General features: G+C 71.6%; 19 protein-coding genes. 10 read left to right on the top strand and 9 right to left on the bottom strand.

The genetic code is table 11. From position 1 onward, the window contains the following. Window positions 1–66 precede the first annotated feature (66 nt). Both J3R08_RS21445 and J3R08_RS21440 read left to right on the top strand, forming a co-directional pair. Entirely contained in the window at window positions 67–471 is a 405-nt protein-coding gene (locus J3R08_RS21445) for an SRPBCC family protein (RefSeq protein WP_043329676.1), read from the top strand. A 56-nt stretch (window positions 472–527) separates the two neighbouring features. Then, window positions 528–758, top strand: a complete 231-nt coding sequence (locus tag J3R08_RS21440) for a hypothetical protein (RefSeq protein ID WP_043329678.1) — start codon at window positions 528–530, stop codon at window positions 756–758. 109 nt (window positions 759–867) lie between these two features. Here J3R08_RS21440 and J3R08_RS21435 read toward each other — a convergent pair whose 3' ends face one another. Both J3R08_RS21435 and J3R08_RS21430 read right to left on the bottom strand, forming a co-directional pair. Further along, window positions 868–1,074 carry a hypothetical protein gene (locus J3R08_RS21435; protein ID WP_043329680.1) on the bottom strand — a complete coding sequence of 69 codons (207 nt, stop codon included), beginning with the start codon at window positions 1,072–1,074 and terminating at the stop codon, window positions 868–870. Between the two features lie 73 nt (window positions 1,075–1,147). Beyond that, window positions 1,148–2,116 (bottom strand): serine protease, encoded by a 969-nt coding sequence (locus tag J3R08_RS21430; protein ID WP_043329682.1) that lies wholly within the window; start codon window positions 2,114–2,116, stop codon window positions 1,148–1,150. Between the two features lie 238 nt (window positions 2,117–2,354). On the opposite strand from J3R08_RS21430, the gene J3R08_RS21425 reads away from it, so the two are divergent. Continuing rightward, the gene (locus tag J3R08_RS21425; protein WP_043329684.1) at window positions 2,355–2,870 is read left to right on the top strand and encodes a GNAT family N-acetyltransferase; all 516 of its coding nucleotides are present in this window, start codon (window positions 2,355–2,357) and stop codon (window positions 2,868–2,870) included. 5 nt (window positions 2,871–2,875) lie between these two features. Here J3R08_RS21425 and J3R08_RS21420 read toward each other — a convergent pair whose 3' ends face one another. Both J3R08_RS21420 and J3R08_RS21415 read right to left on the bottom strand, forming a co-directional pair. Next, entirely contained in the window at window positions 2,876–3,061 is a 186-nt protein-coding gene (locus tag J3R08_RS21420; RefSeq protein WP_043329686.1) for a DUF397 domain-containing protein, read from the bottom strand. Continuing rightward, on the bottom strand, window positions 3,052–3,819 hold the full coding sequence (locus J3R08_RS21415) for a DUF5753 domain-containing protein (protein ID WP_209962611.1): 768 nt from the start codon (window positions 3,817–3,819) through the stop codon (window positions 3,052–3,054). Before J3R08_RS21415 ends, J3R08_RS21420 begins: the two co-directional genes overlap by 10 nt. Window positions 3,820–3,907: 88 nt before the next feature. Here J3R08_RS21415 and J3R08_RS21410 point away from each other — a divergent pair, with 88 nt between their 5' ends. After that, window positions 3,908–4,222: a hypothetical protein gene (locus J3R08_RS21410; RefSeq protein WP_043329691.1), complete on the top strand. Its 315-nt coding sequence runs from the start codon at window positions 3,908–3,910 to the stop codon at window positions 4,220–4,222. Between the two features lie 65 nt (window positions 4,223–4,287). Here J3R08_RS21410 and J3R08_RS21405 read toward each other — a convergent pair whose 3' ends face one another. Next, window positions 4,288–7,143 (bottom strand): aconitate hydratase, encoded by a 2,856-nt coding sequence (locus tag J3R08_RS21405; RefSeq protein ID WP_043329693.1) that lies wholly within the window; start codon window positions 7,141–7,143, stop codon window positions 4,288–4,290. Between the two features lie 156 nt (window positions 7,144–7,299). Here J3R08_RS21405 and J3R08_RS21400 point away from each other — a divergent pair, with 156 nt between their 5' ends. After that, window positions 7,300–7,656 carry a glyoxalase gene (locus J3R08_RS21400; protein ID WP_069089107.1) on the top strand — a complete coding sequence of 119 codons (357 nt, stop codon included), beginning with the start codon at window positions 7,300–7,302 and terminating at the stop codon, window positions 7,654–7,656. Window positions 7,657–7,680: 24 nt separating this feature from the next. After that, window positions 7,681–8,334, top strand: coding sequence for a DedA family protein (locus J3R08_RS21395; RefSeq protein ID WP_043329697.1), 654 nt, complete (start codon window positions 7,681–7,683; stop codon window positions 8,332–8,334). A gap of 393 nt (window positions 8,335–8,727) precedes the next feature. Here J3R08_RS21395 and J3R08_RS21390 read toward each other — a convergent pair whose 3' ends face one another. Together J3R08_RS21390 and J3R08_RS21385 are read right to left on the bottom strand one after the other, a co-directional pair. Beyond that, complete coding sequence (locus tag J3R08_RS21390) at window positions 8,728–9,564, bottom strand: hypothetical protein (RefSeq protein WP_245254783.1); 837 nt, start codon at window positions 9,562–9,564, stop codon at window positions 8,728–8,730. 52 nt (window positions 9,565–9,616) lie between these two features. Then, window positions 9,617–9,808, bottom strand: a complete 192-nt coding sequence (locus J3R08_RS21385; protein ID WP_036343738.1) for a hypothetical protein — start codon at window positions 9,806–9,808, stop codon at window positions 9,617–9,619. On the opposite strand from J3R08_RS21385, the gene J3R08_RS21380 reads away from it, so the two are divergent. After that, window positions 9,807–10,514, top strand: a complete 708-nt coding sequence (locus J3R08_RS21380; RefSeq protein WP_064445335.1) for a hypothetical protein — start codon at window positions 9,807–9,809, stop codon at window positions 10,512–10,514. The genes J3R08_RS21385 and J3R08_RS21380 overlap by 2 nt on opposite strands. 41 nt (window positions 10,515–10,555) lie before the next feature. Further along, the gene (locus J3R08_RS21375; protein WP_064445336.1) at window positions 10,556–10,945 is read left to right on the top strand and encodes a hypothetical protein; all 390 of its coding nucleotides are present in this window, start codon (window positions 10,556–10,558) and stop codon (window positions 10,943–10,945) included. Between the two features lie 52 nt (window positions 10,946–10,997). Here J3R08_RS21375 and J3R08_RS21370 read toward each other — a convergent pair whose 3' ends face one another. After that, window positions 10,998–12,509, bottom strand: a complete 1,512-nt coding sequence (locus tag J3R08_RS21370) for an APC family permease (protein ID WP_043329703.1) — start codon at window positions 12,507–12,509, stop codon at window positions 10,998–11,000. Window positions 12,510–12,709: 200 nt separating this feature from the next. On the opposite strand from J3R08_RS21370, the gene J3R08_RS21365 reads away from it, so the two are divergent. Continuing rightward, complete coding sequence (locus J3R08_RS21365) at window positions 12,710–13,363, top strand: GPP34 family phosphoprotein (protein ID WP_030503305.1); 654 nt, start codon at window positions 12,710–12,712, stop codon at window positions 13,361–13,363. 39 nt (window positions 13,364–13,402) lie between these two features. Here the strand turns inward: J3R08_RS21365 and J3R08_RS32740 are convergent, their stop codons facing one another. After that, window positions 13,403–14,002 carry a GNAT family N-acetyltransferase gene (locus J3R08_RS32740; protein ID WP_043329705.1) on the bottom strand — a complete coding sequence of 200 codons (600 nt, stop codon included), beginning with the start codon at window positions 14,000–14,002 and terminating at the stop codon, window positions 13,403–13,405. A 153-nt stretch (window positions 14,003–14,155) separates the two neighbouring features. Here J3R08_RS32740 and J3R08_RS21355 point away from each other — a divergent pair, with 153 nt between their 5' ends. Continuing rightward, window positions 14,156–14,848, top strand: a complete 693-nt coding sequence (locus J3R08_RS21355; RefSeq protein ID WP_043329707.1) for a cellulose binding domain-containing protein — start codon at window positions 14,156–14,158, stop codon at window positions 14,846–14,848. Window positions 14,849–14,958: the final 110 nt, after the last annotated feature.

The following is a 14,958-nucleotide window of genomic DNA, read 5'->3' as shown; positions in this document are numbered from 1 at the left end:
GGGGGTGCCGGTCGGAATCGGCGGCAGCGTAGCGTGCGCTTGCGACAGGCATGGCACCATCGGCGCATGGCCACTGACACCCGCCACCTCGCCGTCCACATCGACCGTCCGGTCGCGGAGGTCTACGCCTTCGCCGCCGACCCGGCGAACCTGCCCCGCTGGGCGCCGGGCCTCGGCGGTTCGGTGAACCTCATCGACGGCCAGTGGTTCGTGGACACACCCGAAGGGCGGGCGCGGCTCACGTTCGCCCCGGCCAACGAGTACGGCGTGCTCGACCACGAGGTGCGGACGCCGTCGGGCGAGACGGTGTACGTGCCGTTGCGCGCCATCGCCGACGGCAACGCCACCGAGGTGGTGTTCAGCCTGCGCCGGATGCCCGGCATGAGCGACACGGACTTCGACCGGGACACCGCGCTGGTCGAGGCGGATCTGGCCCGGCTCAAGGCCGTGCTGGAGAGCGCCGCCGGCTGAGAGGCGCGCGTGGTCAGTCGGCAGTCCGGCCCCGACAGTGGCAAGGAGGGCGCGTCATGCCCCTGCTGCGGATCCACCTCGACAGCGACCCGACCACCGCCCGCCGCGTCCTGCAGACGCATCGCGAGGGCGGCGTGCATCACGAGTCGCGGGAAGCGGCCCGGGAGCAGGTGTGGCGCCAGGGCCGCACCCCGGCCGGTGACCCGGTCTTCGTCGGCATCACCAACGGACGCCGCAACGTGCAACTGCTCTACGACGTCGAGGTCTACTCCGATACCGTCCCGTGAACGCAAGCGGCACTCACGCCCCTGAAATGGGAATTGCGCGCCGGGCTCGGCCGGTGATCGTGAGCGGGACGAAATTCGACGCACCTGGGCGCCGAATGCAATTCTTGATTCAGTCGCCGATCGCGTCCCGCATTCGTTCCCTCGTCCAGTATTCGGACGGGTCGGTGGCACCCGGGCTCGGATTGTGGGTAGCGACCACCGGGCCGGGCGGCGCCGGCCGCGCCGCGCCGCCGTCGCGCGCCGCGACGACCACGACGGCCACAGCCACGGCGAGCGCCGCGACGGCGGCCGCGCCGAGCAGTACACGATGTGACATGTCGCCTCCTCCGGACCGGTCGACCGGTGCCGGTCCGCCTGGTGCGCCGGCGGCACACCAGGCGGACCGTCGTTCACCAGGTGTCGTTCGCGTACGTGTTGTAGAGCGTCCCCACCACCGCGGCGGAGAAGTACGGCGAGCCGTTCGTGTTCGTGCCGCTCGAGTAGCTCATCACCCCGTGCACGTCACCGCGCCTGGTGGTGTTGTCGTAGCTGTAGTACCACGGGCCGCCGCTCGAACCGCCCCCGAAGCCGCAGTTCATCTCGATCCGGTTGCTGCCCGCGTCCCGCGACGTGCCCGAGCAGACCCACTGGATCTCGCCGCTGTCCTTGTTGCTCGGGTAGCCGAAGACGTCGTAGTGGTACGCGCGCCCACCGCCGGTGAGCAGGCCGTTCGCGCCGACCGCGTCCACGATCGACCGGCTGCCGTAGACGAGCGCGACCGCCACGTCGTACTGCCGCTCGCGGGTGCTGATCCAGCCGCTGGGCACCGCCAGCGTGGACCAGTCCCAGGTGCCGTACGGCTGCGCGCCGTTGCGGTAGGACGGCACGAACATCCAGTTCGCGGTGTGCCAGTCCCGGCCCGGCCCGTCGTGCACGCAGTGCGCGGCGGTGAAGACCATGTTGCGCGCCGGGCTGTTCACCACGCTCGCCGAGCAGTAATGGCCCAGGCCGTCGGTCGAGCTGGTGTAGAAGATCTTCCCCACCGTGATCGACTCGTTGAGCTGGGCGCCGAAGCCGCTGCCGTCCTTCGGCGCCACCGCCTCCGCGAAGCGCCGTACCCGCTCCGCCGTGGGGCTCTGGGTGACCGGGCCGGCGGCCTTCTCCACCTCGTCGGCGGGAGTGGCCGCCGCCATCCGCTCGGCCGTCCAGTATGCCCTGGCCTGCCCGGCCGACGACCCCACCTTGCGCTCGATCGAGGTCACCGCGGCCGGAGCAGCGGTGCCGGAGGTGGTGTCGGTGGCGGCCTGAGCCGGAGTGCCGGCGAGGATCGTCGGCAGGATCAGGGCCGGCAGGGCCAGAAGTCTGATCGTCGTCTTCATGAAATCCTTCCCAGTTTTCGATTCCCGGATCGAAACTGGAGCGCCCCGTTGTTCATCGCGATGTCGGCAACGTATCGACGGGATTCGGAGCGTGTCAATGAATCATGGACGTCGATTGTTTGCGGTGTCGGATGTGCGATCGGGGAGGGCGGGGACATCATCGAATTGCAATTCCGGGTCCGTGAGCGGCGCTCGACCTCGGTAGCCTCGAAGCCGTGACGAAGCGACCGGGGCCACGATGACTGCTGATCCGCCGCCTGCCGCCGAACGACTGATCTTTGCCGAGATGACCGTCGACGACCTCGACGACATGGCCGCCATGCTCGGCGACCCGCTCGTGATGCGCTACTACCCGCGGCCGAAGACCCGGGCGGAGGCACTGGACTGGATCCGCTGGAGCGAGGGCCTCTACCGCAGCCACGGCTTCGGACTGTGGGTGCTCAGGTCACGGGCGACAGGCGAGTTCGTCGGCGACTGCGGTCTCACTCCGCAGCCGGTGGACGGGGTGATGGAGGTCGAAGTCGGTTACCACCTGCTGACCGCAACGCAGGGTTACGGGTACGCCACGGAGGCGGCGGCTGCGTGTCGCGACCACGCGCGCGACCGGCTGGGCGTCGACCGCCTCGTCGCGATCATCCACCCGGACAACACGCCCTCGCAGCGGGTCGCGGAGCGGATCGGGCTGAGCTTCGAGCGTGCGACGACGTCCGGATCGGGGGATCCGGTGCACGTCTACGCTGCGCGGCTGGCCTGACCGGCTCAGCGGCGGGTCGACGTCAGGAACCGGGTCCACGCGGCCGGGGTGAAGGTGAGCACCGGCCCGGCCGGGTCCTTCGAGTCGCGGACGCCGACCACACCGGGCAGGTTGCCGGCGACCTCGACGCAGTTGCCACCGTTGCCGCCGCTGCGGGTGCTCTTGCGCCACCGGGCGCCGCTCAGGTCCATGCCGCCGCCACTTCCCTCAGCAGTTCCAGGGTCCGCGCGCGGGGCAGCGCTTCGCCCCGGATGCGTTCCCACCGACGCTCCAGGGTAGCAATCTCCGAGGGCTGCTCGATGATCTGCGCGCGGGCCTGGCTGTCCACATGCGCCACCCGGTTGCCGTCGCGCAGCTCCGCGATGACGAACGGCCCGTCCAGCCCGGGATAGGTCGGCGTGTCGGCCGGCACCACGTGGAGCTGCACGTTCGGCAGCTCGGCGCAGGCGAGCAGGTGGGTCACCTGCGCGGCCATCAGCGCCCGGTCGCCGGCGGCGGCGCGGCGCAGCACCTGCTCGTCGAGCACCACGACGTACAGCGGCCCGCGCGGCCGGGTGAGGATGCCCTGCCGGTCCAGCCGGGCGGTGACCAGGTCGGTGATCTCGTCGGCGGTCAGCGGCTGGCCGATGAACGTGGCCCGGGCGTACGCCTCGGTCTGCAACAGACCCGGCACCCACGCCAGCTCGAACGTGCGTAGCGCGACCGCCTCGCGTTCGATGTCCACCCACGGGCGGAACCAGACGGGCTCGCGGCGGCGGACCGCGTCCGGCCAGAGCGCCTCGATCGGCTGGCCCAGCAGGTTCGCCACAGTCGCGCGGTGCCGGCTCTGCGGGATGTGCCCGGGGTTCGCCCACCGGGCCACCGTCTCCGGGTGCAGGCCGAGCCGCTCCGCCAGGCTCTCGGCGGTGTGGCCGGCGCCGGCCAGCGCGGTGACGAAGGCATGGTTCATGCCCATTCCTCCCCGGAGCAAAAGAACCGTCCGGAGGAGATTACACAACGCTGTGTGATTGTTCGGGCACCCTCGGCACGGTGGAGGCATGACCGAACCGACACCCACATCGGCGTACCCCCGGGTGGTGCTGCCGCTCACCGGCCACCGCGCGTGCGGTCCGGCCTGGCGCTGCGACCGCTGCGGCGAGCCCTGGCCGTGCCCGACCCTGCGGGCCGCGCCCACCGACGCGGCCCGCCGCGCCACGATGATCCCCGAGTTCTCCCGGCTCACCCGGCAGGCCATCCGCGACCTGCGCGGCCACCCCGACGGCCCGGACCCGATCGCGATCGTGCGGCGCTTCCTGTGGTTCCTGCCGCTCACCGACGCCGAGGCACGCGCCGTCGCGCTCCGCCTCCGCTGAGATGTAAGGAAGGGCCCCTTCTTAACAGACGTCTGTTAAGAAGGGGCCCTTCCTTACATCCAAGATCAGCTGGCGATCATGCGGCGCAGCACGTACTGCAGGATGCCGCCGTGCCGGTAGTAGTCCGCCTCACCCGGGGTGTCGATGCGGACCACGGCGTCGAACTCCACGCCGGTGTCGGTGGTGACCTTCACCGTGCGCGGGGTGTCGCCGTCGTTCAGCGCGGTCACGCCGCTGATCGAGAACGTCTCCGTGCCGGTCAGGCCCAGCGACTCGGCGGTCTCGCCGCCCGGGAACTGCAGCGGCAGCACGCCCATGCCGATCAGGTTCGAGCGGTGGATCCGCTCGTACGACTCGGCGATGACCGCCTTCACGCCCAGCAGCATGGTGCCCTTCGCCGCCCAGTCCCGCGACGAGCCGGAGCCGTACTCCTTGCCGGCCAGGATGACCAGCGGGACGCCCGCCTCCTGGTACGCCATCGAGGCGTCGTAGATCGAGGTCTGCTCACCGGTCAGGTGGTTGACGGTGAAGCCGCCCTCGACACCCGGGACGAGCTGGTTACGCAGCCGGATGTTGGCGAACGTGCCCCGGATCATCACCTCGTGGTTGCCCCGGCGGGAGCCGTACGAGTTGAACTCGTGCCGGGCCACGCCGTGCTCGGCCAGGTACTTGCCGGCGGGGGAGTCCGCCTTGATCGAGCCGGCCGGGGAGATGTGGTCGGTGGTCACCGAGTCGCCCAGCTTCGCCAGCACGCGCGCGTCGGCGATGTCCTGCACCGGGGCCGGCTCCTGCTGCATGCCCTCGAAGTACGGGGGCTTGCGCACGTACGTCGACTCGCCGTCCCAGGAGAACGTGTCACCGGTCGGCGTCGGCAGCGACTGCCAGCGCTCGTCACCGGCGAACACGTCGGCGTACGCGGCGCTGAAGCCGGTCGCGCCGATCGCGGAGGCGATGACGTCCTGGATCTCGGCGCTGTTCGGCCAGATCTCCCGCAGGTACACCGGGTTGCCCTGGGCGTCCTCGCCGATCGGCTCGTTGGCCAGGTCGATGTCCATGGTGCCGGCGAGCGCGTACGCGACCACCAGCGGCGGGGACGCCAGGTAGTTCATCTTGACGTCCGGGTTGATCCGGCCCTCGAAGTTGCGGTTGCCGGACAGCACCGACACGACGGCGAGGTCGCCCTCGTTGACGGCGGCGGAGACCTCCTCCGGCAGCGGGCCGGAGTTGCCGATGCAGGTGGTGCAGCCGTAGCCGACCAGGTTGAAGCCGAGCTTCTCCAGGTACGGGGTGAGGCCGGCGCGGTCGTAGTAGTCCATGACGACCTTCGATCCCGGCGCGAGGGTGGTCTTCACCCACGGCTTGCGGGCCAGGCCCTTCTCCACCGCGTTGCGGGCCAGCAGCGCGGCGCCGATCATGACCTGCGGGTTTGAGGTGTTGGTGCAGGAGGTGATCGCGGCGATCACCACGGCGCCGTGGTCCAGCTCGTACTCGACGCCGTCGGCGCCGGTCACGCGTACCGGATTGCTGGCCCGGCCGCCCGCGCCCACGGCGGCGGTCTCCAGGTCGCGCGGTGCGTCCGCCGGGTCGTTCACGCCGTTGGCGGGGGAGTCGCTGGCCGGGAAGGACTCGGCGGACGCCTCGTCGGCCGGGCCGTCGGCGCCGAACGGCTTCTCCTGCTGCGGCACGCCCGGCTTGCGGCCCGGGTCGCCACCGGTCTCGTCGGCGGCCACGTAGTCGCTGAGCGCGGAGCGGAACAGCGTCTTGGCGCTGCCCAGCGGCACCCGGTCCTGCGGGCGCTTCGGGCCGGCCAGCGACGGCTCGATGGTGCTCAGGTCCAGCTCGAGGCGCTCGGAGTACTCCGGCTCGCGCTCCGGGTCGTGCCAGAGGCCCTGCTCCTTGGCGTACGCCTCGACCAGCGCCACCTGCTGTGCGTCGCGGCCGGTCAGCTCCAGGTAGCGGACGGTCTCGGCGTCGATCGGGAAGATCGCCACGGTGGAGCCGTACTCCGGCGACATGTTGCCGATGGTGGCGCGGTTGGCCAGCGGCACGGCGCTGACGCCGGGGCCGTAGAACTCGACGAACTTGCCGACCACGCCGTGCTTGCGCAGCATCTCGGTGATGGTCAGCACCAGGTCGGTGGCGGTGGTGCCGGCCGGCATCTCGCCGGAGAGCTTGAAGCCGACGACGCGGGGGATCAGCATGCTGACCGGCTGGCCGAGCATCGCGGCCTCGGCCTCGATGCCGCCGACGCCCCAGCCCAGCACGCCCAGGCCGTTGACCATGGTGGTGTGCGAGTCGGTGCCGACGACCGTGTCCGGGTACGCCTGGCCGTTGCGCTCCATGATCGTACGAGCCAGGTACTCGATGTTGACCTGGTGCACGATGCCGGTGCCCGGCGGGACGACCTTGAACTCGTTGAACGCGGTCTGGCCCCAGCGCAGGAACTGGTAGCGCTCCTTGTTGCGCTCGTACTCCAGCTCGACGTTGCGCTCGAAGGCGTCCTCGCGGCCGAACAGGTCGGCGATGACCGAGTGGTCGATGACCAGCTCGGCCGGAGCGAGGGGGTTGACCTTCGTGGCGTCGCCGCCGAGGTCGCGTACCGCCTCGCGCATGGTGGCCAGGTCGACCACGCAGGGCACGCCGGTGAAGTCCTGCATCAGCACCCGCGCCGGGGTGAACTGGATCTCCACGCTCGGGTCGGCGGTGGCGTCCCACGCGCCGAGCTGCTGGATGTGGTCGGCGGTGATGTTCGCGCCGTCCTCGGTCCGCAGCAGGTTCTCCAGCAGGATCTTCAAGCTGTAGGGCAGTCGCTCGTGGCCCTCCACCTTGTCGATCTTGAAAATCTCGTAGCTCGCGTCTCCGACGCGTAGCTGGGTCTTCGCACCGAAGGTGTCGAGGCTCGCCACGTCGTACTCCTTCACACCAGCGACCGTGAGTAGTCCTGAGCAGTTTGTCGCACCGACCGGAGCGCCGCCGTGCTTAGGCAACACTTACCTGCGTCGGTCTCTACAAAACCGTACGTCCGTCTTGCTATTCACGCAACCTCGTGCCACGCTGCGGGACGAGGAGGTGCCACCATGATCCATCACGTCCTGCTCGCCTGCCCCCGCGGCTCCGAGGATCTCTCCCGCTCCTTCTACGTCGGCCTGCTCGGCCTCACCGAGAAGCCCAAACCCCCGGCCCTCGCCGCCCGCGGTGGTTGCTGGTTCACCGGGTACGACGCCGAGCTGCACCTAGGCGTCGAGGACGACTTCCGCCCCGCCCGCAAGGCTCACCCGGCCCTGATGCGGCCCGACCTGGACGAGCTGGCCGCCCGCCTGGTCGCCGCCGGCCACGCCGTGACCTGGGGCGACGAGGAGATTCCCGGCATGCGGCGGTTCCACACGCACGACCCGCACGGCAACCGGCTGGAGTTCTTGGCCCCCGCCGGGTGACCGGGCGCGGGTAGGGTCGGCGGGGTGGTCGACGTACAGCACTGGCTCGCCGCCCTCCCACCGGGCCTGATCTGCCTGCTCGTGGGCGTGGTGATCGGCGTCGAGAGCATGGGCATCCCGCTGCCCGGCGAGATCGTGCTGGTCAGCGCCGCCCTGCTCGCCGCCACCGGCGCCGTCGGGCCCGAGTGGGTGGCCGCCGCCGCAGCCACCGGCGCGATCCTCGGCGACTCCGTCGGGTACGCCGTCGGCCGCCGCGGTGGCCGTCCCCTCTTGGAGCGGCTCGGTCGGCGCTTCCCGAAACACCTCGGCCCCGCGCACCTGGCCCGCGCCGAGTTGAGCTTCGCCCGGCACGGTGTCTGGGCGGTGTTCTTCGGGCGGTTCGTCGCGCTGCTGCGCATCCTCGCCGGGCCGCTCGCCGGAGCGCTGCGCGTGCCGTACCGCCGGTTCCTGATCGCCAACGCCGCGGGCGGGCTGGTCTGGGCGTTCGGCACCACCTACCTGTTGTTCTATCTGGGGCAGGCCGCCGAGCACTGGCTCAAGGACATCTCCTGGGCCGGGCTGGTGCTGGCCGTGCTGGCCGGCGTGGTGAGCACCGCGTGGCTGCGCCGCCGAGCCAAGCGCCTGCAGCCCCTGGACAGCCCCGACACCCCCGACCCGGTCCCCGCAGCCGACCGCTGACCCACCCCGCCCGCACTCCGGTCCCCGCCCTGGGCCATGGCCCCTGCTCCGGTCCCCGGCCCTGCTCCGGTCTCCGCCTCGCCTAGCTGCCTCCCCCCGGGCGCCGCCGCCGAGGTGATCAAGGAGTTTGTGTACGGATTCGGCCCGCCAGAGGACCAAAACTCCTTGATCGTCCGGCGTGGGCGCTGGCTGGTGGGCTGTAGGCCGGGAAAGCGAGAACGGGCGGGGCGAGCGGGAACGGGTGCTCAAGCGCGGGTGCGGGATTCCGGTGCGCCGCCCGCCCCGTTGATCATGAGGTTGGCGGCAGTTTGTGTCTGCTTTGTCCCGGCCAACCTCATGATCAACGAGGCGGGGTGAGGGCGTGGGGAGATCTGGTGGTGCGATGGCCGGTGGTCAGGGGGCGGTCAGCAGGTCGAGCAGGGTGTCGCGGGCGGTGCGTACGGCGGCTCGGGACTCCTCGGTGTGATCCAGCGCGTCGAATCCGTGCTGACCGTTCGGCACGTCCACCACGTGCAGCGGGATGCCGCGCCGCCGGGCGACCACCGTGAACGCCTCGATGGTGGGTGCGACCTCGGGCCGTTCCCGGCCCGCCCTGGTCAGCACCAGCGTCGGCCGAGCCGGCTCGCCCGGCCGCGCGGCGTCGATGCCCGTGTCGCCGGAATCCACGCTGCCCGGCGTCGTGGTGTCGTCCGGCCGCGCCGGGGTGGCGGTGGCGTCGCCGGTGGGGGCGGGCAGGTCGAGCGCGTCGATCGGGCGGAAGCGCGGATCCACCGGGGGCCACCCGGGCAGCGGGGCCAGCAGCGGATAGGTCGCGGCCAGGCCGCGCAGCCAGCGGGGCGGGTCGCGGAGCCAGTCGCCGAGCAGCAGGCCGGCGCCGGAGAAGAACCAGAGGCCGAGCCGGTCGGCGTCGACGCGAGAATCGGCGCGGAGCAGTTCGGCGGCGGCGGCGACCCGCGCGGCGACGGCGTACAGGTCGTCCGGGCCGGCCACGGTGAGCTGGGGAATCGCGGCCAGCACGCCCCGCTCGGCGAGCAGCGCGCCGTAACCGCGGTAGAGCGGCCAGTCGCGCGCGTCCGGCGCGTCGGGCGGGCCCGGCACGCCGTGCACGATCACGACTGCGGGGTGCCGGCCGTCGCCGGTGGGGACGTGCAGGTCGACGTCGCCGTGCCGCTCCACCGCGGCGGGCCGGGGGTCGAGGACGAACGGGCTTTCCCAGAAACTGGTTCCCATCACGCCGATGCTAGGAGAACCCGCCCGGCCGCGCCGCCCCGTGACTGTCCGTTCAGGAGGACGACGACGCCTTCGCGTGCCGCTCGCGCAGCCGGTCCCGGATCTCCTCCGGGGTGTACGCGCGGCGTCGCCGTTCCGCGCGCGCCACGACCACTCCGGTCGCCGCGACGCCGGCGAGACCCGCGAGTCCGAGTACCTTCCACCACCGCATCCGTTGCCGCATCCGCTTAGGGTAGTCCTCCATGAGCATCAGCCTGGACGAGGCCGTGGAGCTGACCCGCACCGGCGATCTGTGGGTGTTCCGCGGGCGCAGCGTGCCGGACCGCGCCATTCAGCTCACCACCAACAGCCCGGTCAACCATGTGGGCATGGCGGTGGTGCTCGACGACATGCCGCCGCTGATGTGGCACGCCGAGCTGGGCCGTTCGCTGCCGGACATGTGGACCGGCACGCACCAGCGTGGCGTGCAGCTGCACGACCTGCGCGACGCGGTCTGCGTCTGGGCCAACCGGTACGGCCAACGGGGCTGGCTGCGTCAGCTCGAACCGCCGGCCGACCCGGCGATGGAGGAGGCGGTGCTGCGTACCGTGGCCCGTCTCGACGGCACGCCGTTCCCGTCCACCGCGCAACTCGCCTGGCGGTGGGCCCGGGGCCGGGTGCCGCACCCGCGCCGCCTGAGCCTCGACGGCATCAAGGGCCGGATCGGCGGCCGGGGCCGGACCAGGAGCGGAGACGAAAGCACGGACGGCGGGCAGAGCAGCGACAACGCGTTGGAGACGGCGTACTGCGCCGAGGTGGTGGCGGTGACGTACGAGGCGATGGGTCTGCTGCCCGCCGGGCGGCGACCCAACTGGTACGACCCGGGACGGTTCTGGAGCGGCGACGACCTGGCCCTCAGCGGCGGCGCGCGCCTCGGAGCCGAGATCGAGGTGCGGATCCCGCCGCGCTGAGGAAGGTTTGCCGCCGCGCCGGGCCGGTAATGAGGAGCGTCGTGACGGCTTCCACCGACCTCGACACGCTCACCGACTTCTTCGACCGGTACGGCGTGGCGCTGACCACCGCCGACGTGCCGGCCATCGCCGGCTGCTACGCCCTGCCCGGGCTGGTGGTCGCCGACACCTACAGCTTCTCGTTCACCTCGCCGGCGGCGGTGGCGCTCAGCTTCGTCGGCGCCGCCCCCGACTACCAGGAGCGGGAACTGGTGGCCGCGAACGCGCAGATCGAGGACGTGCAACAGGTCTCGGCGCTGCTCACCGAGGTGGCGGTGCGCTGGGAGTTCCTGGACAGCCAGGGCGGCGCGGTGCCCGGCGAGCGTTACCGCTACCTGCTGCGTACCACCGAGGACGGTCCGGTCATCTGCACTGTCATCCGTACCGCCTGATCGTGGTGGTGCGGCGGCCGGCCACGCGGGCCGGCCGCCGCACCGACGGACGTCAGCGGTGGTGGGCGCCGGCCCAGCGGTCGGCCTCGGGGGCCGGGTGCAGGCCGGGCTCGTGCAGGCCCTCCTCGGTGACCTGGCCGATCCGGCGGTACGTCTCGGGCCGGCTGGTGCGCAGCACCGCGCCCCAGATCAGGCCGAGCACGCCCGCCGCCACCGGAATCGCCGGCAGCAGCCACTTCAGGTAGCTCGCGGTGTCGGGCGCGAGCAGCGCGTCGAAGTTGAACAGCAGCACCAGCAGCACGGCGGTGAGCAGGATCGTGCCGAGCCCCGGGGCGATCGCCCGCTGCCACGCGCTCTCCGGGCCGGGACGGCCCCGGAAGAAGCCCACGACGGAGGCCGAGGTGAGCGTCATCAGCAGCACGACGCCGACCGCCGCCGCGCCGGACAGCCAGGTGAACAGGTCGATGACCGGGTCACGGCCGGTCATCGCGAACGCCAGGAACACCACCACGGCGAGGATGCTCTGCACCAGCGAGCCCGCCACCGGGGCGCCGCTGCGGCTGGAGGTCGCGCCGAGGAAGCCCGGCAGGACCCGCTCGCGGCCCAGCGCGAACAGGTACCGCGCCACGCCGTTGTGGAACGACAGCAGGGCGGCGAGCACGCTGGTGATGAACAGGACGTTGGCGATGTCCGCGACGACCGCGCCGGTGTACTGGTCGAGCGCGCCGAAGATGACGCCGGGCCCCGCCTCGGCGCTGGCCGCCGGCGCGTTCTCCGGGCCGGTCAGCACGGTCAGCGCCCACGCGGAGAAGGCGTAGAACAGGCCGGTGAACGCGACGGCGATGTAGGTGGCCCGGGCCACCGTGCGCCGCGGGTCCTTGACCTCCTCGCTGTAGATGGCGCCGCTCTCGAAGCCGGTGAAGGAGGCGATGGTGAATGCGAGCACCGCGCCGAAGCCGGCGCCGAACAGGTGGCCGGGGCTGATGCCGGCGGTGGTGACGGCGCCGCCGGCCGGGTTCGCGAAGGCGACCAGGTCGAAGATCAGCACGGCGATGCACTCGAGGATGAGCAGCACCGCCAGCACGGTGGCGTTCAGGTCGATGCGCAGGACGCCGAGCGCGCCGATGAAGACCCAGGCCAGCAGCGCCCAGACCCACCAGTCGAGGCTGATGCCGGTCTTGGCGTCCATGAAGTCGCCGAGGATCGCGCCGAGCAGGCCGTAGAGACCGATCTGAATGGCGTTGTACGCGGCCAGCGCGACGGCCGAGCCGGCCACCCCGCCGGCTCGACCGAGGCCGTTGGCGATGTACGCGTAGAACGCGCCCGCGTTGGCGACGTACCGGCTCATCGCGGCGTAGCCGGTGGCGAAGACGGCGAGCACTGCTGCGAGCAGCACGTATCCGAGCGCGGCGCCGATGTTGCCGCTGACCGCGTACATGGTGGTGACGCCACCGCCGAGAACGGTCAGCGGCGCCGACGCGGCGACGGTGAAGAAGACGAGGTGAGCGGTGCCGAGACGACCGCGGCGCAGCCCACCGTCAGAGAAAAACGGATCGGAGGACAAGGCTTCTCCAGGGGAGGGGAGTGAGGGGGTTCAGCTGTCTACTTCGGAACAACCTGAAGCAGGGTATTGGTGATCACTGATCGTCACAACCCCGTCTCGATATCGATTTGGGGGGCTCCTGATCGACCGGAATTGAGCTGTGCGTGGTCATGCCGTACCGTCCCGTGTCGACGTTCACGGCCACCGTTCGAGGATGGACCATGACCTACCCCGGGGCGCAGGCCACGTATCGGCTTGCGGATGCGCTGTTCCTTATCGGACACGACGAGTTCACCGGCAAGCCGCATGTCGCCGTCGACCGGCTGGAGTGTGGGCTGGCCGGCGCCGCGCTCGCCGAATTGATGTTCGAGGGCCGGATTGCCCTCGACGGCGGCGGAATCGCCGCTGTCGATCCGCGACTGTGGCAGGAGCCGCTCACCGATCTGCTCATTACCGAGATTCTGCGTCGGGAGGGCGCGCACCCGGCCCGGCTGTGGATCCGTTATCTGCGGACCCAGCTCAACATCAACGAGCGTGTCGGCACCCGGCTGGTCACCGCCGGTGTACTCCGCCGGGAGCAGGGCAAGCTGATCGGCCGGACGGTGCGCTGGCCGGCCAACGACCCGAACCAGGCGGCCTCGCCGCGGGTACGGCTGACCGCCATGCTGATGCACTCGTCCCCGGCCGAACTGGACCCGGGCACGCTGCTGCTGGCCAGCCTCGCCGAGGCGGTCGGGCTGGCCGCGAACATCTTCGACCCGCAGGTCGGCGTCCGGATGCGGGACTGCCGGCGGTTCCTGCCGGGGCAGCTCGACGGACTGCTCGCCGCCGTCGTGGGCGCGCTCGACGTCAGCACCACGACGGTACGGCGATGACGTCCCGCCCCGGGTGAGGCCGGGGCGGGACGATCCCGGTCAGGCCGGGTCGCGCCACATCGGGTAGAGGCTGGGCCCGTCCGGCAGGTCGAGCGTGACCGGGCGGCGCCGGAACCCGAGGCGCTCGTAGAGCGCGGCGTTGCGCGGCGAGCTGGCTTCCAGGTACGCGGCGGAGCCGGCCTGATCCAGCTCGGCCAGCTTGTTACGCAGCAGCGCCGACCCGACGCCCTTGCCGTGATGGTCCGGGTGTACCGCGATGAAGGGCAGGTACCAGTGCGGCTCGCTCGGGTGCCGGGCGCCCATCATCTCGTCGAGCATGCCGAACCGCTTCATGGCCTCGGCGCCGATCGCGGCCTCCATCCCGGCGAACTCATCGCCCTCCTCGGCCTCGTGGCCGTCGCCGGTGGGCAGCCAGAGCGTGGCGCCCAGGCCGTCGCCCGCGAGGTGGACCTCGCCGGTGCGCAGCGCCAGCGCGACGAACGGCCCGAAGAAGGCGGGATGGACCCGCGCGCGGTGGTCGTCGGCCGGGAAGACCCAGCCGCTCACCGGATCCTGCATGAACGCCTCGGCGAGAATCGCGGTCACGACGGCGGCGTCCGCCGTGGACGCCCGCCGGATGTTGCCCTGCCACTCAGTCACTGGCCATCCGTCCTACCGGCTCGACGAGCCATTGTGGTCATTGATCGGCGTGCAAGGTATCAGGAGTCCGCGCCGTGCGGCAGGCCCGATTCCGGCCGCTCGCCGCGGCCCGGTCCCGGTGGCTACGCTGGCCCGGACCCCGACAGGAGGACCATGTCCCACACGCGTCGCTCCGGCCCGCAGCCCGGGGCCGCCATGACCTCGTCCCCCTGGATCCTCGTCGCCGCCGGCGTGGTCGTGATGGTGGTCCTGTTGGCGGTGGCGCTCGGTTCGGTGCGGGGACGGAGCACGTTCCCGGCGGCCGGTCCGCCCGATCCGCTGATGCCGCTGCCGCACGTGCCGCCGACCCCCACGGCGGTCAGCGCCAGCGGTCCGTCGCCGGTCTCCGCCACCGCTCCGGTGTTGCCGGGCCTGTCGCCCCGCTCCACGGAGCTGCCCGCCCGGCCGACGCCGGCCGCGTCGACGCCCAGCCCCCGGGGCGTCGCCCGGCCGGTGCCGCCCCCGTCGTCTCCGCCGCCGGTGGCGCCGCCGTCCGCGGTGACCGGCAGGTACAGCGTGCAGAGCGCCTTCGACGGCGGCTTCATCGGCGAGGTGCTGCTCGTCAACACCGCGCGTTCGCACCGGGGCTGGACGGTGCGCGCGGTCTTCCCCGGCGGAAGGCTGGTCACCGCCTGGGTCGAGGGCGCCGAGCAGGGCGTGTTCCGTTTCGACGACGGCGTCTTCACCTACCGCAGCGGATTCGACCTGGCCCCCGGGCAGTCCCTGGCGGTGCGGTTCCACATTGAGCGGGCGGGCACCCGGCCGGCGAGCTGCACCGTCGACGGCACGCCCTGCGTCGCTCGGTAGAACCCGCGCCCCGGATCGGGGCGACACGCGTGCACTCTCTTGCAAGGTAACTGCTTTGTTGCGGCATGGTTTGCAAGGTATTGCAGAATGTTTCGGCAAGGGCTAGCGTG

The sequence above is a fragment of the Micromonospora sp. HB375 genome (genome assembly GCF_017872985.1).
Classification (GTDB): Bacteria; Actinomycetota; Actinomycetes; order Mycobacteriales; family Micromonosporaceae; genus Micromonospora; species Micromonospora chalcea.
The sequence above is the reverse complement of the archived record's forward strand: the minus strand, read 5'-3'. Positions and strand labels throughout refer to the sequence as shown.